Source organism: Actinoplanes sp. DH11 (assembly GCF_020873875.1).
Lineage (GTDB): Bacteria > Actinomycetota > Actinomycetes > Mycobacteriales > Micromonosporaceae > Actinoplanes.
The window spans coordinates 37,166-59,825 of record NZ_JAHWGU010000016.1 but is presented as its reverse complement, the minus strand read 5'-3'; the positions used below and the strand labels follow the sequence as shown (position 1 = coordinate 59,825).

At 72.1% G+C, this 22,660-nt stretch carries 12 protein-coding genes and 1 pseudogene; 7 read left to right on the top strand and 6 right to left on the bottom strand.

Features of this window, described 5'->3' with window-relative positions:
• Positions 1 to 34 precede the first annotated feature (34 nt).
• From LPA41_RS43320 to LPA41_RS23100, 4 genes and pseudogenes are all read left to right on the top strand, one after another.
• Positions 35 to 514 (top strand): annotated as a pseudogene (locus tag LPA41_RS43320) (acyl-CoA dehydrogenase family protein); the annotation flags it as partial.
• Between the two features lie 68 nt (positions 515 to 582).
• Positions 583 to 2,172, top strand: a complete 1,590-nt coding sequence (locus LPA41_RS23110; RefSeq protein ID WP_229072845.1) for an AMP-binding protein — start codon at positions 583 to 585, stop codon at positions 2,170 to 2,172.
• A 9-nt stretch (positions 2,173 to 2,181) separates the two neighbouring features.
• Positions 2,182 to 2,988: an SDR family oxidoreductase gene (locus LPA41_RS23105; protein WP_229072844.1), complete on the top strand. Its 807-nt coding sequence runs from the start codon at positions 2,182 to 2,184 to the stop codon at positions 2,986 to 2,988.
• A gap of 75 nt (positions 2,989 to 3,063) precedes the next feature.
• Positions 3,064 to 3,582, top strand: a complete 519-nt coding sequence (locus LPA41_RS23100) for a DUF6879 family protein (RefSeq protein ID WP_229072843.1) — start codon at positions 3,064 to 3,066, stop codon at positions 3,580 to 3,582.
• A gap of 9 nt (positions 3,583 to 3,591) precedes the next feature.
• Here LPA41_RS23100 and LPA41_RS23095 read toward each other — a convergent pair whose 3' ends face one another.
• Positions 3,592 to 8,976 carry a DUF3320 domain-containing protein gene (locus tag LPA41_RS23095; protein WP_229072842.1) on the bottom strand — a complete coding sequence of 1,795 codons (5,385 nt, stop codon included), beginning with the start codon at positions 8,974 to 8,976 and terminating at the stop codon, positions 3,592 to 3,594.
• Positions 8,977 to 10,187: 1,211 nt separating this feature from the next.
• Positions 10,188 to 11,771, bottom strand: coding sequence for a bifunctional NAD(P)/FAD-dependent oxidoreductase/class I SAM-dependent methyltransferase (locus LPA41_RS23090; RefSeq protein WP_229072841.1), 1,584 nt, complete (start codon positions 11,769 to 11,771; stop codon positions 10,188 to 10,190).
• An 80-nt stretch (positions 11,772 to 11,851) separates the two neighbouring features.
• On the opposite strand from LPA41_RS23090, the gene LPA41_RS23085 reads away from it, so the two are divergent.
• The gene (locus LPA41_RS23085) at positions 11,852 to 12,430 is read left to right on the top strand and encodes a helix-turn-helix domain-containing protein (protein WP_229072840.1); all 579 of its coding nucleotides are present in this window, start codon (positions 11,852 to 11,854) and stop codon (positions 12,428 to 12,430) included.
• Here the strand turns inward: LPA41_RS23085 and LPA41_RS23080 are convergent.
• From LPA41_RS23080 to LPA41_RS23065, 4 genes are all read right to left on the bottom strand, one after another.
• The gene (locus LPA41_RS23080; RefSeq protein ID WP_229072839.1) at positions 12,422 to 13,366 is read right to left on the bottom strand and encodes an NAD(P)-dependent oxidoreductase; all 945 of its coding nucleotides are present in this window, start codon (positions 13,364 to 13,366) and stop codon (positions 12,422 to 12,424) included. The two genes, LPA41_RS23085 and LPA41_RS23080, sit on opposite strands and share 9 nt — an antisense overlap.
• Before the next feature lie 77 nt (positions 13,367 to 13,443).
• On the bottom strand, positions 13,444 to 14,976 hold the full coding sequence (locus LPA41_RS23075) for a glycosyltransferase family 39 protein (protein WP_229072838.1): 1,533 nt from the start codon (positions 14,974 to 14,976) through the stop codon (positions 13,444 to 13,446).
• 192 nt (positions 14,977 to 15,168) lie between these two features.
• Complete coding sequence (locus LPA41_RS23070) at positions 15,169 to 17,298, bottom strand: PhoX family phosphatase (protein WP_229072837.1); 2,130 nt, start codon at positions 17,296 to 17,298, stop codon at positions 15,169 to 15,171.
• A gap of 145 nt (positions 17,299 to 17,443) precedes the next feature.
• Positions 17,444 to 18,334 carry an EamA family transporter gene (locus LPA41_RS23065; protein ID WP_229072836.1) on the bottom strand — a complete coding sequence of 297 codons (891 nt, stop codon included), beginning with the start codon at positions 18,332 to 18,334 and terminating at the stop codon, positions 17,444 to 17,446.
• 317 nt (positions 18,335 to 18,651) lie between these two features.
• Between LPA41_RS23065 and LPA41_RS23060 the strand changes: the two genes are divergently transcribed.
• Positions 18,652 to 21,165 carry an alpha-L-arabinofuranosidase C-terminal domain-containing protein gene (locus LPA41_RS23060; RefSeq protein ID WP_229072835.1) on the top strand — a complete coding sequence of 838 codons (2,514 nt, stop codon included), beginning with the start codon at positions 18,652 to 18,654 and terminating at the stop codon, positions 21,163 to 21,165.
• A gap of 10 nt (positions 21,166 to 21,175) precedes the next feature.
• The gene (locus tag LPA41_RS23055; RefSeq protein WP_229072834.1) at positions 21,176 to 22,597 is read left to right on the top strand and encodes a glycoside hydrolase family 43 protein; all 1,422 of its coding nucleotides are present in this window, start codon (positions 21,176 to 21,178) and stop codon (positions 22,595 to 22,597) included.
• Positions 22,598 to 22,660: the final 63 nt, after the last annotated feature.

Genomic DNA, 22,660 nt, shown 5'->3' with positions numbered 1-22,660 from the left:
CAACGGCGGTGCGGGCAAGGACGGTGCCGGGCAGGACGGGCAGCGCCGGAGCGGGCAGGCCGCGATGCGGACATTCGAGATCTCGCGACCGGCGGTGGGTGCGCAGGCGATCGGGATCGCGCGGGCGGCGTACGAGTACGCGCTCGACTACGCCCGCACCCGGGTCCAGTTCGGCCGGCCGATCATCGAGAACCAGGCGGTGGCGTTCGCGCTGGCCGACATGCGTACCGAGATAGACGCCGCCCGGCTGCTGGTGTGGCGGGCCGCGTGGATGGGCCGCAACGACCGGCCGTTCGGCGCCGGTGAGGGCTCGATGTCCAAGCTGAAGGCCGGCGAGGTGGCCGTGGCGGTCACCGAGAAGGCGGTGCAGATCCTCGGTGGCGCCGGATACCTGCGCGATCACCCGGTGGAGCGGATGTACCGGGACGCCAAGATCTACACGATTTTCGAGGGCACCTCGGAGATCCAGCGACTGGTCATCGTCCGGGCGATCTCGGGAGTCCAGATCCGCTGAGAGCCACCGTCCGCCCGGGACGGCCCTGCAGACGGGACGGCCGGAACGACACGCGAAGGAGCGCCCGGATGGACCTGACGTTCGTCGCCACCACCATGGCCCGGCGTGGCCTGCTCACCCCCGGCCACCCCGGCCGGATCGTCCGGCAGTTCGCCGCGCTCGGCCGCTGGGGCTTCGGGCTCGCCGGTGAGCTGCGGCAGGCCGCCGCCCGCAGCCCGGGGCGGATCGCGGTGGTCGACGACGAGCGCCGGGTGACGTACGCCGACCTGCTGTCCCGCTCCGAACGCCTGGCCGCGGGCCTGGCCGCCCGCGGCATCGCCCCCGGTGACCGGGTCGGCCTGCTCTGCCGCAACTCGGCCCGGATGATCGAGTCGCTGATCGGCGTCACCACGCTCGGCGCCGACCCGGTGCTCGTCAACACCGGCCTGTCCGCGCACCAGCTCGCCGGCGTCGTCACCGACCAGGACCTGCGCGCGCTGATCCACGACGACGAGTTCGGGCCGCGGCTGGACCCGGCCGCCGACCCACCCCGGAGCGATGAGCAGGGCCCGGCCGGCAGTCCGCTCCGGATCGGCGAGCAGGACCTGGAGCGGCTGATCGAACTGGGCGGCGCGGGTCCGGACGTGCGGCCGCCCCGGCGGCCGGGCCGCACGATCGTGCTGACCTCCGGCACGACCGGCACCCCGAAGGGTGCCCGCCGGCCCACCCCGGGCGGCTTCCGGCCACTCTGCTCGGTGATCGACCGGATCCCGCTGCGGGCCGGCGACCGGGTCCTGATCGCGGCGCCGCTCTTCCACACCTGGGGTTTCGCGGGCCTCCAGATCGCCCTGGCACTGCGGGCCACGATCGTCCTGCACCGCCGCTTCGACGCGGCACGGACGGACGCGGCGCTGGCGGACGTCGACGCGCTGGTCGCCGTACCCGTCATGCTCCAGCAGCTGATGGAACTCGAACCGCGGGCCGCCCGCCCAGGTCTGCGCGTCGCCGCGGTGAGCGGCTCTGCCCTGCCGGGTAGCCTGGCCACCCGGTTCATGGACCGGTACGGCGACGTCCTCTACAACCTCTACGGCTCGACCGAGGCCTCCTGGGTCTCCATCGCCACCCCGCAGGATCTGCGTGCCGCGCCGGGCACCGCGGGCCGGCCGCCGTTCGGCACCACGGTCAAGGTGCTCGGCGACGACGGCCGGGAGGTCCCGGCGGGCACGACGGGCCGGCTGTTCGTGGTGAACGAGATGCTCTTCGAGGGGTACACGAACAGCGCCGAGTCCCGGACCAGCGACGGCCTGCTCGGCACCGGCGACCTGGGGCACGCCGACGAGGACGGCCGACTGTTCGTCGACGGCCGGGAGGACGACATGATCGTCTCCGGTGGCGAGAACGTCTATCCCGCCGAAATCGAGGGCCTGCTCGCCGACCTGCCGCAGGTCCGCGAGGCGGCGGTGATCGGCGTGCCGGACGACGGGTACGGCCAGCGCCTCGCCGCCTATCTGGTGCTGCGCGACGGTGCCCGGCTCGACCCGGACAAGGTGCGCGAACACGTCCGCCGGCATCGCGCCCGGTTCTGCGTACCCCGGGATGTGATCTTCCTGGAGAGCCTCCCCCGCAACGCCACCGGCAAGATCCTGACCCGCGAGTTACGCCCGGAGGCGGCGGGGTAACCAGGGCGCATGCCGAAGAGAGACAACTACGACCGGATCGCCGTCGTCACCGGCTCGGACTCCGGTATCGGGGAGGCCACCGCGATCGCCCTGGCCAAGGCGGGTTTCGACGTGGGGGTGACCTTCCGGTCCGACGACAAGGGCGCGCAGGAGGTGGCGGCGAAGGTACGGGCCACCGGCCGGCGGTGCGAGGTCAGGCATCTCGACCTGTCCCGGCTGCCGGCGGCGGCCGACGTGATCGACGACTTCGCGGCGGCGTTCGGCGGCCTCGGCGTCCTGGTGAACTGCGCCGGCACCGGCATCTCGACGCCCGTGATCGACACCGGGTACGACGAGTGGCGCGAGGTTCTCACGGTGGACCTGGACGGGCCGTTCCTCTGCGCCCAGCGCGCCGCCCGGCACATGCGGAGCCGGGGCAACGGCGGCCGCATCATCAACATCACCAGTGTGCACGAGCATGCGCCGCGGGTCGGCTCCGGCGCCTACTGTGCCGCGAAGGGCGGTCTGGGCCTGCTCACCAAGGTGATGGCGCAGGAACTCGCGGCCGACGGGATCACCGTGAACGCGGTCGCGCCGGGTGAGATCGCGACGCCGATGACCGGCAACGAGGACGCCGACCCGTTCACCATCGACCGTCCCGGTGTGCCACTGGGTCGGCCGGGGGACGCGAACGAGGTGGCCGCGGTGGTGGCGATGCTGGCCGGGCCGGACGCCGGCTACGTGACGGGCGCCTCCTGGGTGGTGGACGGCGGGATGCTGCTGATGGGCCCGCAGGCCGGATCCCATCTCACCTCGGACGAATGGCGCAACGGCTGAGCCGGGTTTTTCTGCAAGTTGCACTTTTCACTCTGAGGTGTGGACCTGGGCACACTGAGTGACCAGTGTGGACGGATGCGGTTGCTCTTGAACTCCGAACTCGACGACCTGTTCCGCGACTTCGACCGGTCGGCGTTCCATTTGGAGGTCGCCGACGTCTACCGGACACCCGACGAGGCCGAGCCGATCCGCCGGTACCTCGCCGGGGAACCCGACGACTTCGCCTGGCAGCAGCCCTGGCTCAACCTGATCCGGGAGAACACGGCGGCCGGTCGCAGCGTGCGCCGGCTGCGCGTGGTGACCGTGCCGCACGGCGACTACACCCGCTGGCTGCTCAACATCTCGCACCTCAACGTGGACGCCGGCGAGATGATCCGCTGGCTGCCCCGGGACGAGGTGGGCGACCTCCCGGTCACCACCGACGACTACTGGATCTTCGACGACCGGCGGGTGGTGTTCACACTGGCGGCGCCGGACGGCTCGTTCACCGCCGGCGCCACCACCGAGGACCCGGCGATCGTGGCGCACTGCGCCCGCGTGCGGGACGCGCTGTGGCCGGTCGCGGTCCCGCACGACGAATACGTCAAGCGCTGACGCAATTCGTCAGGCGCTGACGTCCTGCCGCCGGACGGCGTCGTCGCGGTGCGGCAGCGTAGCCGGGTCCGGCAGGTCCAGCAGGTCCTCCGCCGGCGCCGAGATCAGCCCGTTGCGGTGCGCCAGCAGCCGTTCCGCCGCGACCAGTTCGTCCAGCATCGCCGCCAGCCGGGACGCGGCCACCTTGTTGCCGCTCCAGCCGAACAACCGGCCCGCCGCGGCCAGCAGATCCTCCGCCTCCACCAGACCCGCGTCCAGCACCAGATACTCCAGGGCCAGCTGAAGCTCCGAGTCGGCCACCTGGTCCGGCTTGCGGTTCACCCCGTCGGCGGGGACGCGCACCGCCGGGATCGGTGACTCCGGCGACGTCACGAACGTACCGTCGAAGCCCGCACCCGACGACCGGATCGCCGCCTCGATCGCGGTCTTCACACCCTGGGTGAGCCGGCTGATCCCCCACGCCTCGCGGATCCGGCGGGTCAGCACCTGCAGGTGCACCGGCCCCTCCGCCTCGGCGATCCGCTCCACCGCCTGCACCAGCTGGGCACGGGCCACGTCGTCGTTGGCCCGGGCGCTCGCCGGCAGCGGGCCCACCGCCGCACGCTCGTAGGGCAGCGCCCACTCCGGGCGCGGCGCCGGGCGCACGGTGAGCTGTTCCTCGTCCGGCTCGGCGAAGACGTCCGGCACGGCCAGGGCGTTCTCGATGGCCACGCGCAGCCGGGCCTCCTCCTCGGCCCGGTCGCGGTACCAGGCGACGCTCCAGACCCGGTACACACTCCAGCCGAGGCTGTGCAAAATCTGATCGTGCAGGCGGTCCCGGTCCCGGGCCACCGGCGAGGAGGTTCCCGGGCCGTCACAGAGAACACCGAGCGTGTACGGGTGTTCGGGCGCGTCGTTCGCCCGTACACCCACCGCGACCCGGACCGGCCCCATCCCGACCTGGCCGTCCACCGCATAGCCCCAGCCCGCGACGGTCGCGAGGACGGAGTCCTCGAGCAGGGTGCCGGGCCGCGCCCGATCGCTTCGCTCACCCTCGGTGATTCCCGCGCTCGCACTCTCCAGGTACGCGGAAAGCTGCCGCTCGCCCTCCCCCGCCGGCTCGGCCGGCACGCCGATCCCGCTGACCACCTCGATCCGCTGCCGGGCCCGGGTGATCGCCACGTTGAGGCGGCGCGCGCCGGTCGGCCCGCCGGCCGCGTCCAGGCTCGCCCCGGTCGACAGGATGATCACGTCGCGTTCGTCGCCCTGCGCGGCCTCGGCGTCCTTGACGAACAGCTCGCCGAGGAAACGTTCCAGGTCAGGGTCGCCGCCGAGAACCGCCTCCACCGCGTCGGCGACCGTGTCGACCTGCTCGGCGGTCAGCGTGACCACTCCCAGCGAGAGACCGGGCCGGTGCGTGAAGTGGTGCACCACCCGCTCCGCGACGAGCGCGGCCTCCGTGGCGGCGGCCGCCGGGAACAGCTGCACGCCGATGTCCGGGCCGGACGGCAACGCCCCGGGGAAGGTGCTGAGCCGGCCGCGGTAGAACGCGTGGTTCGCGAAGTCGACGAGCGCCTCGTGCCGGCTGCGGTAATGCCGGGTCAGGCCGATCCGCGGGAAGGCGCCGCAGTCGTCGGCCACCACCAGCACCGAGGGCTGGTCACCGGCCGGCGGCAGCTGCGCCGCGTCGCCCACGACGATCAGCGAGGTGCCGCGCCGGGCACAGGCCACCGCGGCGGCCGGCGTCATCCGGGACGCCTCGTCGATGATCACCACGTCGAAGCGGGCCTCGTCCGGCAGCAGCCGGGCCGCCGCGGCCGGCGGCATCAGGAAGCACGGCTTGAGTGCGGACGCGACCTCCCACGTCTCCCCGAGCAGGCGGCGGACCGGCAGGTGGCCGCTCTGCTTCTGGCCCTCACCGCGGATCAGCGCGATCGTCGGCGGCACCTTCTTCGGCACCCGGGGCCGGCGCGCGTTCGCGGCCTTGATGATCCGGCCGGCGGCGTCCTGGAGCAGGTCGACGTCGAGCCGGCGGAAGTCCTCGACCAGGTCGGAGCGTTCGGCCGCGGAGAGCGGCTCCAGACGGTCGTCGTTGGCGATCACGTCGTCGGCCCAGGCCCGGTAGGCGGCCCGCTCGATCACGTCCGGCACCCGCCCCACGTCGACACCGTGATCGGCGCAGAACTCGATCACGCCGTCCAGGCCGTACTCGGCGAGCACCTCCCGGGCCGCCAGGTAGTCGAACCACTCACGCTGGCCGGTGTCGTCGTCGCGCAGGTCGCGCAGCAGGTCGCGGGCCGTCTCGTAGCGGTCCAGGGCGGTCGCCAGCCGGACCTGCCGGGCCGGGCCGAACGCGTCCAGGATCCGCTGCCGGGCCTCCTGCCAGGCGTCGATCACCGGGGCCAGCTCGGACGGCTTCGCGCCGCCGCCGGCCAGCGCCTGCACCTGCTCGCTGTTGAGGGCCGCATCGGTGCCGGTACGCAGGGTACGCGCCTTCGCCGCCCAGTCGATCGCCTCGCCGAGCGCCCGCAGGTCGGTCTGCCGGCCGCGGTAGGCGGCCCCCAGCACCGACCGGTACCCGCCGGCCGCGCCCGCCAGCGCCTCCTCCGCGTCCAGCACCGCCTGCCGCGCCTGCAACACGGTTGCCGCCTCGGCCACGTTAAGGTCCCGCCCGATGGCCTCGCCCAGCTGGTCGAGCAGCGCGGCCGTATCCCGCAGCGTGCCGACCTGCGCGCGCAGCCACGCGATGCCGGCCTGCACACTGCCCTGGCCCAGCTCGGGACGGGCCGCCGGCTCGGGTTCCGGGCGCAACGTCGCCCGCCAGTGCCGGAACACGTCCCGCGCCTCGGTGACCGCGTCCAGCAGCTCCGCGTCGGCGTGCTCGGCGGTGGTGTAGTCGACGATCGCCGGCAACGCCTCGGTGGGCGCGACCCGCAGCACCTCCGCGGCGGTCTCCAGCGCCCGGCCGATGGCCCGGAAGTCGGTGCCGAGGCGCTGCCAGTAACGGCCCAGCAGCGCGGCGTGCTGACGTTCCGCGGCGACCAGGCCCTCGTGGGCGCGGCGCCAGGCGACCGCCAGATCCAGGTGGGCGACGGCCTCGTCGACTGTCACGTCCGGCCGGGCGACCCCGGCCACCGTCTCCTTGTCACGGCGGTGCGGCGCGAGCAGCTTGCGGGGGCCCCGGTGCACCGTGGCGAACCGTTCCGCCAGTTCCTCGACGGGTTCCTCAAGCGCCGCGTCGGTGAAGTACTCCCTCGCCGGCCCGGCCGCGGCCGCCACCGCCTCCACGTGCCGGCGCAGCTGCGCGGCCGCACCGTGCACCGCGCTCTGCGCACCCGGGGCGAACCAGGCCGGCAGCGGCTTGTCCGGCCGGCCACCCAGCTCGGTGATCAGCGTGACGAGCTCCACGTCGGTGAACATCACGACGTCCGGCAGCCGCAACCGGGTGGTGGCCCGGTCCAGCCGGCGCTGCTGGTGCTCCAACTCGTCGGCGTCCGCGGCGAACCGGCCGGCCAGCGCCTTCGCCTCAGCGGCGGTGAGCGGCTCGAGGCGTACCGCGGGTGGCTCCAGCCGCGGCGGCTCCGGGATCCGGCCGGCGTCCAGCGGCGCGGCCAAGGTCTCCCAGGACACCCCGGTACGCGCCTCGGCCTGCTCGACCGCCCGGTTCACCTCGTCGAGCAGGCGCTCCAGGTCCTCGGCCGCCTGCCGCACCGGCCGCAGCGCGACAGCGGTGAGCCACTGATCCTCGACGTCACGCGGCCGGCGGGCGGCGTGCGCGGCCGCCTCGGACAGGGCCGGGGCATCGGACGGCAGCCGCAGATGGAACGCGGTCGCGATGGCCGCGTTCGGCATCGACGCGCCGGCCAGGTCCTCCAGCGCCATCTGGGCCAGTTCCAGCGCCTCGTCCAGCGGCTCCTTCTCGATCACCTCGCGCCAGCGGAACCCGCTGCGCTCGTTCGCCGGTCGCCACGCGTGCTCCAGCCGGCGGGCGGCCTCCCGGATCCGGTCCAGCACCGGCTCGGTGAGCGCACCCGCGTGCACCCCCGGCGCGGGCGCGTCCGGCACGTCACCCAGCGCGGCCAGTCGCCCCACGACGTCGTGGAAGCTGCACCCCAGCGGGTCGCGGACCTCGTTTACCGCTTCGGCGTACGCGTTCAGCCGCTCCCGCCTCTCCCGCAACGCCTCCCGGTCGGCGTCGTCCATCCCGGGCAGCGGCACCGAGTCCAGGGTGGGCACCGCGTCCAGGGCGGCGGCCAGCGCGCCCGCGACCGTGCGCCGCGACACCCGGGAACCGTGCAGGTCCAGCAGGTAATTGCCGAGACCCGCAGCGGAGAGCCGATGCTGCACGGCGTCGAGCGCGGCAGCCTTCTCGGAGACGAACAAGACCCGTTTGCCGGCATGTGCCAGCGCGCCGATCATGTTGGCGACGGTCTGCGACTTCCCGGTGCCGGGCGGCCCGTCGATCACGAAGCTGCGCCCCTCGGACGCCGCGGCCACGCAGGCACGCTGGTCGGCGTCGGCGTCCAGCACCAGCGGGGTGTCCTCCGGCGGGGCCAGCGTGTCGATCTCATCGGCGGTGATCGGGTCGAACGCGAACGCACCGGCAGTCCCGGGGGCGCCGGCCAGCGCCCGGACGACCGGATGGCCGGCGAGCGCGGCCTCGTTGCCGATCAGGTCACGCCGGATCTCCTCGGCGGTCGTGTCGAACCGCCCCAGCACGACGATGTCCGACGTGCGCCAGCCGGGCCGGCCGGCGATCGCGGCATCCACTCGGGCTCGCAGCCCGTACGCCTGGTCCTGGTGGTGGCTCTGCTGTTGTTGGTCGCTCTGCTGTTGCTGGTCGCTGTTCTCTTGTCTCTCTCCTTGCCGACCAGTCTTCTCTTGCCGATCCCCGGCCGCATCGGACGGCAGGCCGATGCCGAGTTGCTGAAGACGGGTTACCAATGCGGGGTTGACGACAGGATCGCCCGCACCGGCCCGCAACTTCGGCACGTCGTCGTGGCCGAGCGCCACCAGCTCCACGGGTACCAGTAGCAGCGGGCTCGCGTACCCCGCCCCATCCCGGTCCTGCCAGTGCAGCAGCCCGACCGCGAGGTGCAGTACGTCGACCCCGCGGTCGTCCCGCTCCTGCCGGGTGTGCCGGCGCAGCCGCCGCAGCAGCGGATGCAGCACCTCGTCCGGCACGTCCACCCGCAGACCGCCCGGTCCGAACGCGGTGTCCCGCCCCGCCCGCAGCGCCGCCAGGACACCGGCCGCATCAGGTGCGACGATCTCCACGAGGTCGGCGCCGCCGCGCGGCAGGTTGACGAGCCGGTTGGCCGCGCCAGGTTCAGCGACCCCGTCACGCCAGGCCGCGAGCGCCGCCCGGACGTCGTCGCCCGGGCCGGTGTGTCGTTCAGCATCATCCGGCCGCATGTGCCCATTCCAGCAAGGCGATCACGAATACGCTGGCGATTCGCCCGGTTGGCCGGAGACGGAAGCAGTATTTTTCGGATATATCCCCCAGCGGGGCATTCCCGCCCCACATCACGCCCACCGCCGGTTGCCCCCAAGCCCCTGCCCCACGGGTGGCCGGTGAGGGTGACGCCGCCGGCGGAGCTGACGGTCGGGTGCCGGTGACGGTCGGGTGCCGGTGGCGGTCGGGTGCCGGTGACGGTCGGCTGCCGGTGACGGTCGGCTGCCGGTGACGGTCGGCTGCCGGTGACGGTCGGCTGCCGGTGACGGCGATTGCAGCGGCGTAGCCCACGCTGCCACCGACACCAAGCCACCGCCGCAATCCCGGTGGCTTCGCACGGAATCGCCGTGGCTCATGTCACCGCATGCGATGCCAGTGCCAGCTGTCACTCACGGCTGCCGAGAGCGCTCCCCAACAACCATGGATGACAGCCGCTCGATGCCAGCTGTCACCCACGGATGCCCGAAAGCGCCTCCAACAACCGCGGGTGACAGCCACTCAGCGCCAGCCGTCACCACGGCCGCCAAGAACACCGCCAACAACCGCGAACGACCACCGCTGGATGCCAGCTGTCACTCACGGCTGCCGGGAGCGCTCCCCAACAACCATGGATGACAGCCGCCCAGCGCCAGCTGTCACCCACGGCTGCCGGGAGCGCTCCCCAACAACCATGGATGACAGCCGCTCGATGCCAGCTGTCACTCACGGCTGCTGGGAGCGCTCCCCAACAGCCGTGGATGACAGCCGGCGACGTCCGGCTGGGAACGGAGAAGGCAGGTGACGGCGCTCATGCTTGTGGCCGCGGGGAACGCACTGCGACGACCATGAGCGGGAGCCGGACTGAGTGATACCGAAGCGGACGAGACAGCCCCTGACCACGCGGCGCCACGCGGCCGTGCGTCCCCACCTGCGCCGCGAGCAATCCGCGCACCCCACCACGCCGCCGGCAACACGTGCGCGGGCCAAACCTGCTGGCGAACCGTGCCAAGCGGCGCGCCACAAACGACCCGCGCGACGCCACCACAAGGCGAACCCGCGCGACGCCACCACAAGGCGAACGCCACGCGACGCCACCACAAGGCGAACGCCGCGACGCCGCCACAAGGCGAACGCCGCGACGCCGGCGCGTGCCCGGCGGTGTCGCGGCGTTCGTCGAGGGTGGCTGCGGAAGTCAGCGCCGCCGGGCGACCAGAACGGCGTCGTGGACGGTGATGTCGCGGCCGTCCGGGTCGGTGGCCTGCCGGGGCCGGGCTTCGGCGGCAACCACGTCCCAGGCGGAGGCGTCGAGGCCGGCGGCGACCTCCTCGGCGGTGAACAGCATGTCCGGGAAGTGGAACCGCCCCGCCGTGGTGACCAGGTCGGACGGGTGGTGTCCGACGATCAGCAGGGTTCCGCCGGGGGCGACCGCCGCGGCCAGGTGCGCCCACAGTTCGCGGCGCTCGTCCGGCGGCAGGTGCATGAATTGGGCGGAGACGAGATCGTACGACTGCTCGGCCGGTGGCGCCGTGCGCAGGTCGGTGTGGCTAAAAGTGATCTTCTCGGCGACGGCGGCTCCGGCGGTCGTGGCGTGGCCGGCCGCGCGGGTGAGCGCGACGGAGGAGATGTCGGCCGCGGTGACCTGCCAGCCGTGTTCGGCGAGCCAGACCGCGTCGGCACCTTCGCCGGCGCCGACGTCCAGGGCCCGGCCGGCGGGCAGGTCGGCGGCTTCGAGCACCAGCTGCGGGTTGGGCCGGCCGCTCCACACGATGCCCCGGCTGCGGTACCGCTCCTCCCACGCCTCCTGGGTGAACATGGTGGCGGCGCGGTGCCGGTACGCGGCGACGGCTTCCTTGTTCTCCGCCGTGATCAGGTCCATGTTGATCATGGCGCCGGTGGCCTGTGCGGCCGCGGCGGCGACGGCGACGGTGGCGCCGAGGTTGGTGACGTTGCCGGCCACCCAGACGCCGGGTACCGCGGTGGCGCCGTTCGGCTCGGCCGGGATGTGGCTGCCCAGGACGGCACCGTTCATCTCGAAGTCGGCGGCTTTGAGGCCGAGCGATTCGAGCAGTGCCGAGCGCGCCACGAACCGGGGTCCCACGGCGATCGCGTCGAGGGCGATCTCGGTGCCGTCCTCGAGGCGTACGCCGGTGATCTGATCGTTGTCGACCTGGACCGAGCCGATCCGCCCGGCCACCACCGGGATGCCGCGGGCGGCCAGTTGTTCGGCCTGTTCCGGTGCGGGCGCCGCGCCGCCGTTGAGCAGGTAGAGCACGTGCGGGCTGAGCTGGCGCCACATCTGGGTGGAATGGAACGCCATCGGGCTGCTGACGAGCACGCCGATCCGCTTGTCCCGCACCTCCCAGCCGTGGCAGTACGGGCAGTGCGCCACGTCCCGCCCCCACCGCTGCGCGAGCCCGGGGATGTCCGGCAGCTCGTCGACGAGTCCGGTGGTCACCAGGAGACGCTTGGCCCGTACCCGTGAGTTGTCGTTCAGGGTGACCACGAAGCCGTCGTCGTCGCGTTCCGCGTGTTCGGCGGTGGCGGTGACGAACTCGGCGCCGTACTTGGCGATCTCGGCCCGGCCGGCGGCCAGCAGCTCGGCCGGCGGACGGCCGTCGTACCCCAGGTAGTTGTGCATGTGGTCGGCCGGCGCGTTGCGCGGCTCCCCGCTGTCGACGACCAGGACGGTCCGCCGTGACCGGGCCAGCACCAGCGCGCCGCTCAGTCCGGCGGCACCGCCCCCGATCACCACGACGTCGTACGCTTCCTGCCGCATCGGTCTTTTCCTCTCGTTGCGTCTCGCTACCCGGCCACCGTGCATCACGTTTCCGAAATCCGGCAACTATTGTTGCTGTTATGGCAAAAGAAACCCTCGCCGCGGTCGGTCCCCGGCTGCGCGACCTCCGCCAGCAGCGGGATCTCATCCTCACCCAGGTGGCGGAGACGACCGGCATCTCGGTGAGCACGCTGTCGCGCCTGGAGTCGGGCACCCGCAAGCCGACCCTGGAGTTGCTGCTGCCGCTCGCGAAGGCGTACCAGGTGAGCCTCGACGACCTGGTGGACGCGCCGGAGACCGGCGATCCGCGGGTGCGGTCCCGGCCGATCGTGCGCAACGGGCGTACGCACGTGCCGCTGTCGCGCCGGCCCGGCGGCCTCCAGGCGTTCAAGACGATCATCGGGGCCGACGAGCCGGAGCACACCGAGCAGAAGACCCATGAGGGGTACGAGTGGCTCTACGTGCTGTCCGGGAAGGTGCGACTGCTGCTCGGGGAGCACGAGGTCCTGCTGGAGCCGGGGGAGGTCGCGGAGTTCGACACCCGGCTGCCGCACCTGGTCCTGAACGGCGGCACCGAGCCGGCCGAAATGATCAGCATTTTCGGCCCGCAGGGCGAGCGGGTCCACGTCCGCGCCCGGACCACCGGCAGATCAGAGTGACACCGTGTGACGCAGCGGCCGGCCCTCCCGGAAGGCCGCCAGATTCGCCGTGATCAGCTCCTCGGCGCCGATCGGCCGCCCGCCCGCCGCGTGCGGCGTGATGATCACGTTGGGTTCGGCCCAGAGACCGGACTCCACCGGCAGCGGCTCCGTCTCGAACACGTCCAGGGCCGCGCCGGCTACCCGGCCGCCCCGCACCGCGTCCAGCAGCGCGGCCTCGTCGAGCACGGTCCCCCGGCCGACGTTGACGACCCAGGCGTGCTCCGGCAGATGGGACAGGACGGTGGCGTCGATCAGGCGTACCGTCTCGCGGGTCGCCGGAAGGATCGAGATCAGCAGGTCGGTGCGCGGCAGCAGCGCGGGCAGTTCGTCCGCCGTGACCACCGGGAAGCCGTGCCGGGTGCCGGCGCTGCGGGCCACTCCGGTGACGTTCGCGCCCAGCGTGGTGAGCACCGGGGCCAGGGTCGCCGCGATGCCGCCGAACCCCCAGATCACCACGTTGGCGTCGCGCAGCGTCCGGAACACGGCCGGCTCCCGCACCGGCTGGATGCCGCCGAGCTCCTCCGCCCACCGGCGGCCGATCTGCGCCCGGACCAGCAGGTGCAGCCGCCGCGCCGCGGCCAGGACGAGGGCCAGGGTGTGCTCGGTGACGGTACGGTCGTGCAGCCCGAGGCCGGCCGTGACGACGACCGCGGGGTCGAACCCGGCTTGGAGCACCATGTCCGGCCCGGCGGCGAGGCTCTGCACCCAGCGCAGTTTCGTCAGCCGGCGGGCCGCGTCGCTCAGGTTGGCGGCGCTGTTGCCCCAGACGACGAGCACCTCCGCGTCGGTGTGCTCGTCGGGGATCGGTTCACCGGCCGCGTAACCGGCGAGTTCCGCGTCCAGGCGCGCGGGGTCGAGTTCGAGTTCGATGGTGTCCGGCAGCAGAACCTTCATCCGGCCAGCCTGCCATCAACCGCCACGCGTGGCAGAGAGCGCCACCGCGAGCCACCGCGCGCGGCCGAGAGCCACCGTCACCCGCGACGTTCGTAGAGCGCCACCGTCGCCCGTTTCACCTGCCAGAACCCGGCCCGTTCCCAGCCCGCCGCGAGTAGCGGCCGGATCGTCTTGCGGGCCGTCACCGGGTCGGCGCGGCGGTCGCCGACCACGATCCAGATGCGGCGCGCACCGGCCAGTCGCTGCGGGTCGTCGGTGTACTCGTCGGCGACCAGCCGCCCGGTCTCCGCGGACGGCACCCGGACGGTCGGGTCGGCGGGCCGCTGCGGCAGCCGGTTCAGGTAGTAGTCCATGCCGGCCCGGATGGCGCGGTTCCGCGGCGGGTAGACGACCACGTCGCCGGGCTGCTGGTGGTCACCGACGATGCGGGCGGCGGAGCGGTAGTCCGGCCCGTTCTTCGCGGCCGGTTCCCGGACCTCCCGGTGGGCGGGCAGGGCGACCACGGCAAGGGCGAGCAGCACGGCGGCGATGCGGATCGTGCCGGTGCGCGACGGTCGCGCGGCGGGTCCGGCGAGGGCGACTGCGGCGAGCATCGCCAGCGGCGCGAGCACCACCAGCAGGTACCGCGCCACCCACATCGGTGACAGCAGCGCGGAGACCACGGCGAGCACCAGCAGCGGCCCGAACGCGAGGGCCGCGACGGGGGCGAGCCGGCGCATCGGGCGCCACGCGGCGAGCAGCACCAGGCCGAGGAGCAGCCAGGCGAACTCGCGGGACCCGAACAACTCGGCCGGCATGGCCCGGATCCGGGCGAGCGTGATCGGCTCCACCCAGTGCAGCTGGGTGTCGTCCTGGCGGGTGCCGAGCCAGGCGATCGGCAGCAGCGGGACGAGGGCGGCGGCGACGGCGCCGGCCCAGGTCAGCACGGTCCGGCGGCGGCCGCGGCGCCGGTGCCGCAGCAGCACGCCGACCAGCACGGCGTGCGCGACGAGGGTGGTCAGGGCGACCAGGTGGGAGAGACCCAGGAGCAGCACGCTCAGGCCATAGGCCACCCAGCGGTACGGGCCACCGCGTCGCACCGCCCCGAGCAGAAGGAGCAGGGCCAGCACGGCGAAGAAGCAGGCGAACGCGTACGGGCGGACCTCGGCCGCGTACCGTGAGGTGTTCGGCACCAGGCAGAGGATCAGGCCGGTCACCAGGCCGACGAGCGGGGTGAACAACCGCCGTCCCAACTCGGCCGCGACGGCCACCGCGCCCGCCATGGCCACGATCGACGGCAGCCGCAGCGCCACCTCGGACGTGCCGGCGAGGTCCTGCCAGAAGTGCAGGAAGACGTAGTAGAAGCCGAACACCGCGTCGATGTTCTGTGCCATGGCGACGATCTGCCCGACGGAGCGCTGTGCCACCTCGGCGGAGGTCACCTCGTCCCAGCTGAGCGCGGGCCGGCCCGCCTGCACCAGGCCGGCGGCGAGCATCAGGACACCGGGGACGACGGCCGGCAGGAACCGGTTCGGCGGTTTCCGCACCGTGGTCGCGCCGAGGTCGGCCGGCACGTCGTTGCGGTGCAACGCGGCCGGTCGCGGCAGCGTCGGGGCCGATGAGTCGGTCACCTGTCACCTCCATCCTCGGTCAGTGACACGTTGACCCGGGCGTCCCGGGTTCACCAGAGTTACCGCCGACTCACCGTGGCTTCCCCGACTTCGGCGGTTCTATCAGCCCTGCGAGGACGAAAACGTGAAAGAAAACGCGGCAGCCGCGGTGCGTGATCCGCACCGCGGCTGCCGCCGGGTCGTTCCGGGAGGTCAGCTGCCGACCGGGCCGCCGTCCGGCCGCCAGGTCACGACCACGCCCGGCTTGGCGTAGTCGCCGTCCGGCCAGACCGACGCGGGCTTCTCCACCGAGGCGCCGGTGATCTCACCCGGGTGCTGCACGGCGACGAAGACCGAGCGGTCGTCGGAGGTGATGAACGGGCCGCAGGTCTCGGCGCCCTTGGGGACGGTCAGGAACTGCTTGAGGTGGCCCTTCTCCCGGCCCTCGATCGGCGTGGCGAACAGGCCGTCGTTGGTGCCGAGCGCGTTGCCGTCCGTCGAGATCCACAGGTTGCCGGCACTGTCGAACGCGACGTTGTCCGGGCAGGAGATCGGCGAGACGGCGCTCTTGTCGTAGCCGCCGAAGTAGGTGTCGGCGGCGGCCGGGTCGCCGCAGACGATCGGCAGCGACCAGGTGAACTTGAGCGCGGTGTGGTCGCCGCAGTCCTCGACGATCTCGAAGATGTGGCCGTGCTTGTTGGCGTTGCGCGGGTTGGCCTCGTCCGCGGCGGGGTTGGTGCCGACACCTCGGTTGGAGTTGTTGGTCATCGCCGCGTAGATCTTGCCGGTGCGCAGGCTGGGCTGCACGTCCTCGGGCCGGTCCATCTTGGTGGCGCCGACCGCGTCACCGGCGAACCGGGTGTTGATCAGCACGTCGGCCGCGGTCATGCCCGGGACGAACGAGCGGTTGCCCGAGACCAGCTTGATCCAGACGCCCTTGCCGTCGAACTTGCCGTCCGCGGGCAGCTTGCCGGTGCCGTCGATCTGGGCGGCCGGGCTGTCGCCGGTCACCTTCGCGACGTAGAGCGTGCCGGACTCCAGCAGCGACAGGTTGTGCTTGCGCGCCCACGGCGAGTCGCTCTTGATGTACTTCTTCTCGGAGACGAACTTGTAGAGGTAGTCGAACCGCTCGTCGTCACCCATGTACGCCACGACGTGCCCGCTGCGGGCCACGATGACGTTGGCGCCCTCGTGCTTGAACCGGCCCATCGCGGTGTGCTTGCGCGGCGGGGCGTCCGGGTTCAGCGGGTCCACCTCGACGATCCAGCCGAACCGGTTCGCCTCGTTCGGGTGCTTCGCCAGGTCGAAGCGCTCCTGCACGCGGTCCCACTTGCGCGAGCCGCTCGGGTACCGGCTGGTGGTGGGGATGCCGTACCGGTTGAACTTGGTCTTGGTGGCCGCGTCGACCGCGTCGCCGCCGACGAAGTACTGGTTGAAGTTCTCCTCGCCGGAGAGCACGGTGCCCCACGGGGTGACGCCACCCGCGCAGTTGTTCAGGGTGCCGATGACCGTGTAGCCGCGCGGGTCCGCCGCGGTCCGCAGCGCAGCCGACCCCGCCGCCGGGCCGGTGAGCTTGAACTCGGTGGACAGCGCCGTGATGCGCTTGTTGTACCGCAGCTTGCGGCCCTTGACGGGCTTCCACTGGCCGGTCCGGCCGACCCGCTCGATCTCCACGACGGAGAGTCCGTGCGCCGCGATCGCTGCCTCGATCTGGTCACGGGTGAGCGCGTCCTGGCTGACGAAGCCGGGGAACATCAGGTCCTCGTTGGTGTACTCGTGGTTGACCACGAGCAGCGCCCGGTTCTTCTCCCCGGGCAGCGGGATCACGCCGACGAAGTCGTTGTTGTAGCCGAACTGCTGGGACTGGCTGGCGCCGGTCTGCTTGGTGAGGTCGAACTTGGGGGCGCCGGGCACCACCGGGTCACCCCAGCGCAGCACCACGGAGGACTGGTAGCCGGGCGGGATGGTGACCGCGTCCGCGGTGTTCGGGGCGACCGCCCGGAAGCTCAGCTTGCCGGCCTTGTGGTGGTGCTTGGGTCCGCCGAAGGCCTCCGGCACGACGCCCTCGGCCACCGGGGCGGCCGCGGCCGGGCTCGCGGCGGCCACCGCGCCACCGAAGCCCAGGACCATCGCGCCGACGGCGCCGGCCCGGACCACGCCACGACGGCTCATCTCGGCGTTGACGATGTCGCCGAGGTACGGGTTGGCCGACTCGTTCGGAGCCGGGTGGTCGCACGCGTTGGCGCAGCGGTACAGACAGGTCATCGCGTCGCGCGCGCCACCACTGTGACCCGGTACACGGGTCGTCAGCAGCGGAAGAAGCCGGCGACTCTGGTCGGACATCGAATCTCCTCGGTCTCACGCCACCCGATCGGTGACGTGCTGCCCGGACGCTAAAAGCCCAGGTGTACGGCGACCACCCGCTCGAGGTGAACGGGACGTGAACGTCGAGGCACCGTTTGTCGAGCGCCGCCGGTGCCGCGGCCGTTCAGGCCACCAGGCAGGCCACCGCGAGCAGCGCGCTGAGCACCCCGGCCAGGTGGACGCCGGGCAGCCGCTCGCGCAGGACGGCGGTGTTGAGCAGCACGGTCACGGCCGGGTACATCGAGGCCAGCAGCGCCGCCGTCCCGACCGTCCCGGCCGCCGCGGACAGCGCGAACGCCCCGTCGCCCACCGTCTCGAGCACACCGACACCGACCGGCAGCAGCAGCAGCCACCGCCGGCCGGTCCGCCGGCACCGGTCACCGGCGCGTCCGGTGGCCGGCCACGCCGGCCGGTACGGCAGCATCAGCAGCGCGGCGAGGCCACCGGCGATCCCGGCGTACGCGGTGGCCGAGTACGGATCGGCCGGCGCCGCCTCGTGCAGCAGCACGAAGTAGGCGCCGAAGCCGAGGGCCGCGCCCGCACCGCAGACCGCGGCCGCGTTCACCGGCACGAGCGACGGCCGTGCCCGGGGCGGGTCGGCCGGACGGCCGGTCGTGACGGGCCAACTGGCGAGGGTCATCCCGGCCAGAGCGGCGACCCCACCCACCAGGGCGGCCGGTCCGGCGCTCGCACCGTGCAGCAGGCCCCAGGCGACCGGGACCAGGGCGGCACCGGCGGAGACCGGGGCGACCACGGCGAGACTGCCCTCGCGCATCGCCCGGTAGAGCAGGCCCATCGACGCCAGGCCGACGAGTCCGGCGGCCGCGGCGAGCACGATCAGCCGGGCATCGGCGGGCGGCGGCGCCTGGCGCAGGGCCAGGAACACCACGGCGACCAGCAGACCGGTGAGTTCCGACCCGATCAGCACGGTTCGGATCGCCATCCGCCGGGCGCCGAGGCCGGCCAGGAAGTCGGAGCCGCCCCAGGCCAGTGCCGCCAGCATCGCGAGCGCCATCGTGAGCACCACAGCCCGTGTCCCCTGCCTGTCCGGCCCTGGGCGGGGTGGCGCCGGGCGGTTGCCTCAGCACAGCATCAGGCGCCCATTACCGGACAACTCCCCGATCAGGGGATGGACAGTGGCAAAGCCTCTTGATCTCGAACCAGACGTGAACCCCTCGAGTTAGCGCTAACAACAGGCTCTTCCCGGCACTGTAACCACTCTTGACCGGTAAATACATCGACACGCGACTCTTGACACGGCGATCGATGTTTGCGTACACATTGCAGAGTCTCGTCCACCGGAAACATCCCCGACACACCGGAGGACCATCCGTGCCCAGATCCATCGCGACCCGTACCGCGGGGGTGGCCGCCGTCCTGGTCTCGCTCCCGCTCGCCGTCTCACCGCCGGTGGCCGCCGCCGCGGCCGAGCCCGACTACACCATCACGGTGAACCCGGCGGCGACCGGCGCCACCATCGACAAGTCGATGTACGGCGTCTTCTTCGAGGACATCAACTACGCGGCCGACGGCGGCCTCTACGCCGAACTGGTCCGCAACCGCTCCTTCGAGTTCAACGGCACCGACGCGGCCGGCTGGAACGGCCTGACCGGCTGGACGGTGTCCGGCTCGGCCACCGTGACCGACGACGACCAGCGGCTCCACGAACGCAACCGCAACTACCTCACGGTGAACGGCGCGGCCGGCCTGACCAACGCCGGCTTCCCCAGCCCCAGCACCGGCAGCGCGATCGCCCTCGAACGCGGCGCCGGCTACACCTTCTCGGTCTGGGCCCGGGCCGCCGCCAGCACCAGGATCGACGTCTCGCTGCGCGCCGCGGACGGCACGGCGCTCTCCCGGCCGCTCACGATCACCGCCGCCGGCGACACGTGGAAGAAGTACACCGGCCGGCTGACCGCGACCGCGACGACCGACGCCGCCCGGCTCGCGGTGACCACCTCCGGCACCGGCACGCTGCGGCTCGACGAGATCTCGCTGTTCCCGCGGGACACCTACAAGGGCCGCGCGAACGGCCTGCGCAAGGACCTGGCGGAGAAGATCGAGGCCCTGAACCCCGGCTTCGTCCGCTTCCCGGGCGGCTGCCTGGTCAACACCGGCAGCATGTACCCGTACGACGCCGCCAACAACTACCCGCGAGCCCGGTCCTACCAGTGGAAGGACACCGTCGGGCCGGTCGAGACGCGGGCCACCAACAAGAACTTCTGGGGCTACAACCAGACCTACGGCCTCGGCTACTACGAGTACTTCCAGTTCTCCGAGGACATCGGCGCGATGCCGCTGCCGGTGGTGCCGGCGCTTGTCACCGGCTGCGGGCAGAACCGGGCCACCGCCGACGAGGCGCTGCTCCAGCAGTACATCCAGGACACCCTCGACCTGATCGAGTTCGCCAACGGGCCGGTCAGCAGCACCTGGGGCAGACTGCGCGCGCAGATGGGGCACCCGAAGCCGTTCGGCCTCACCACGATCGGGGTCGGCAACGAGGAGAACCTGCCCGAGGAGTACTGGGCGAACTTCCTCAAGTTCGAGGCCGCCATCAAGGCGAAGCACCCGGCGATCACCGTGGTCAGCAACTCCGGCCCGGACGACCAGGGCAGCACCTTCGAGAACCTCTGGGCCAAGAACCGGGCGCACGGCTCCGACATGGTCGACGAGCACTACTACAACAGCCCGGCCTGGTTCCTGCAGAACAACGAGCGGTACGACGGCTACGACCGTAACGGGCCGAAGGTGTTCCTCGGTGAGTACGCGTCGCTCGACAACAAACTGTTCAACTCGCTCGCCGAGGCCGCGTACATGACCGGCCTGGAACGCAACGCCGACGTGGTGAAGATGGCGTCCTACGCGCCGCTGCTCGCCAACGTCGACAACGTCCAGTGGAAACCGGACATGATCTGGTTCGACAACGACGAGTCCTGGGGTTCCACCAGCTACCAGGTGCAGAAGCTGTTCATGAACAACGTCGGTGACCGGGTGGTGCCGACGAGCGTCACCGGCGGCGCGGTGGTGCAGCCCAAGCCGATCACCGGTGCGGTCGGGCTCTCCACCTGGCGGACCGCCGCCGTCTACGACGACGTCAAGGTCACCCGCCCGGACGGTACGGTGCTGTTCAGCGACAACTTCGACGACGGCACCGCGGACGGCTGGACCCCGGTGCAGCCGCGCGGCACGTGGACCGTGACCGACGGCGCCTACACCCAGACCGACGTCACCGCCGAGGACACCATGGTCAAGGCGGCCACCATCGGCGAGAGCGACTACGACTACACGCTGACGGCCACCAAGACGGCCGGCGCCGAGGGCTTCCTGGTGGCGTTCGGCGTCCAGGAGACCGGCCAGTTCTACTGGTGGAACCTGGGCGGCTGGAACAACACCCAGGGCGCCGTGGAGAAGGGCGTCACCAGCGCCAAAGAGCAGCTGCTCACCAAGCCCAACACGGTCACCACCGGGCAGACCTACAACCTCAAGGTGCAGGTACGCGGCACCAAGGTCACCCTGTTCGTCGACGGCACCGAGTGGGCCAGCTTCGACGACAACCAGGTCACCGAGCCGTTCGCGCAGGTCGTCACGGAGGACACCCGGGCCGGTGAGCTGATCGTCAAGGTGGTCAACGCGCAGAGCACCCCGGCGGTCACGAAGGTCGACCTGGGCCGCAAGGTCGCCAGGACCGCGCGGATGACCGTGATCACCGGCGACCCGGGCGAACAGAACACCCGCTCCGCCGAGCCGATCCAGCCGCGGACCAGCACGGTCGACGGCATCGGATCGACGTTCACCCGGGAGTTCCCGGCGAACTCGGTCACCTTCCTGCGCATCAAGACCCGATGAGGAGCCGACAATGACGTACGCGATCGATCGCCGTACCCTCCTGCGGGGTTCTCTCGGGGTGACCGGCGCCGGCGCTCTCGCCGGGCTCACCGCCGCGAGTGCCGAGGGCGCCCCGGCGCCGAAACCGCCGCGCACCGACGCCGAGATCTACGGCGTGACCACCAAGGACCCGCTGATCAGTCAGCGTGCCGACCCGTGGATCACCCGGCCGGTGAACGGCACGTACTACTTCACCGGCTCGGTCCCGGAGTACGACCGCCTGGTCGTCCGCAGCGCCAGCACCCTCGCGGGCCTGTCCACGGCCGAGGAGTCGGTGATCTGGCGGCGGCCGGCGAGCGGCACCATGGGCGGCCACATCTGGGCGCCGGAGCTGCACCGCATCGGCGGCCGCTGGTACATCTACTTCGCCGCCGGCGACTCCGACGACGTGTTCCGGATCCGGACCTACGTCCTCGAGTCGGCACTGGACGACCCGCGCGACCCGGCCGGCTGGACCCTGAAGGGCAAGCTCGTCACCGAGTGGGACGGCTTCACCCTGGACGCCACCTCGTTCAGTCACCGCGGCAAGCAGTACCTGGTGTGGGCGCAGAGCGAACCGGAGATCGCGGTGAACTCCAGCCTCTACATCGCGCGGATGGCGAACCCGTGGACCCTGGGCAGCAAGCCCACCCGGATCGCCACGCCCACCCTGAGCTGGGAGATCCTGGGTTACCGGGTGAACGAGGGCCCGGCCGTGCTGATCCGCAACGGGCGGGTGTTCCTGACCTTCTCGGCCAGCGCCACCGACGCCCGGTACGCGATGGGCCTGCTCACCGCGGACGCGGACGCCGACCTGCTGCAGCGGTCGAGCTGGGTGAAGACCCCGGATCCGGTCTTCGTGACGAACGAGCGGACGAAGCGGTACGGGCCCGGGCACAACTCGTTCACGGTCGCCGAGGACGGGAAGACCGACGTGCTGGTCTACCACGCCCGCGACTACCGGGACATCACCGGCGACCCGCTCTACGACCCGAACCGGCACACGCGGGTGCAGAAGCTCTACTGGCACGAGGACGGGACGCCGCTGTTCGGCATCCCGGTCGGCGACGGCGGGCCGATCGTCCGGCTCTCCCCCGCCGACGCGCCGCAGTGGTTCGTCCGGCACACCGGCGACGTGATCGAGGCCGCGCGGGCGCCGCGCGACCTGGAGAAGACCCAGTTCCGGTTCATCCCGGCGGCGGACGGCACCGAGACAATGCAGTCGGTGGACGAGCCTGCGAAGTTCGTGACGGTCACCGGAACCACGGTGTCGCTCTCGGCAACCGGCACGCCGGTCACCCGGGTCGCATCCCGGGACGGGGTGACCGTCCGGGTCGCCGCAGGCCGGTACCTGCGCCACGTCAAGGGCACGATCACGGTCTCCGACCGGGCGACCGCGTTCCTGCTCAGCTGACGCGCCACACCATCGGGGGACGTCCGGCCCAGTGCCGGACGTCCCCTCTGTCCGATGATCCCT

What these genes read in the sequence shown, in the direction of transcription:
- LPA41_RS23095 (WP_229072842.1), bottom strand. Translation starts at nt 8,976, where the DNA reads ATGCGGCCGGATGATGCTGAACGACACACCGGCCCGGGCGACGACGTC.
- LPA41_RS23070 (WP_229072837.1), bottom strand. Translation starts at nt 17,298, where the DNA reads ATGTCCGACCAGAGTCGCCGGCTTCTTCCGCTGCTGACGACCCGTGTA.
- LPA41_RS23080 (WP_229072839.1), bottom strand. Translation starts at nt 13,366, where the DNA reads ATGAAGGTTCTGCTGCCGGACACCATCGAACTCGAACTCGACCCCGCG.
- LPA41_RS23090 (WP_229072841.1), bottom strand. Translation starts at nt 11,771, where the DNA reads ATGCGGCAGGAAGCGTACGACGTCGTGGTGATCGGGGGCGGTGCCGCC.
- LPA41_RS23100 (WP_229072843.1), top strand. Translation starts at nt 3,064, where the DNA reads ATGCGGTTGCTCTTGAACTCCGAACTCGACGACCTGTTCCGCGACTTC.
- LPA41_RS23105 (WP_229072844.1), top strand. Translation starts at nt 2,182, where the DNA reads ATGCCGAAGAGAGACAACTACGACCGGATCGCCGTCGTCACCGGCTCG.
- LPA41_RS23055 (WP_229072834.1), top strand. Translation starts at nt 21,176, where the DNA reads ATGACGTACGCGATCGATCGCCGTACCCTCCTGCGGGGTTCTCTCGGG.
- LPA41_RS23085 (WP_229072840.1), top strand. Translation starts at nt 11,852, where the DNA reads ATGGCAAAAGAAACCCTCGCCGCGGTCGGTCCCCGGCTGCGCGACCTC.
- LPA41_RS23065 (WP_229072836.1), bottom strand. Translation starts at nt 18,334, where the DNA reads ATGGCGCTCGCGATGCTGGCGGCACTGGCCTGGGGCGGCTCCGACTTC.
- LPA41_RS23110 (WP_229072845.1), top strand. Translation starts at nt 583, where the DNA reads ATGGACCTGACGTTCGTCGCCACCACCATGGCCCGGCGTGGCCTGCTC.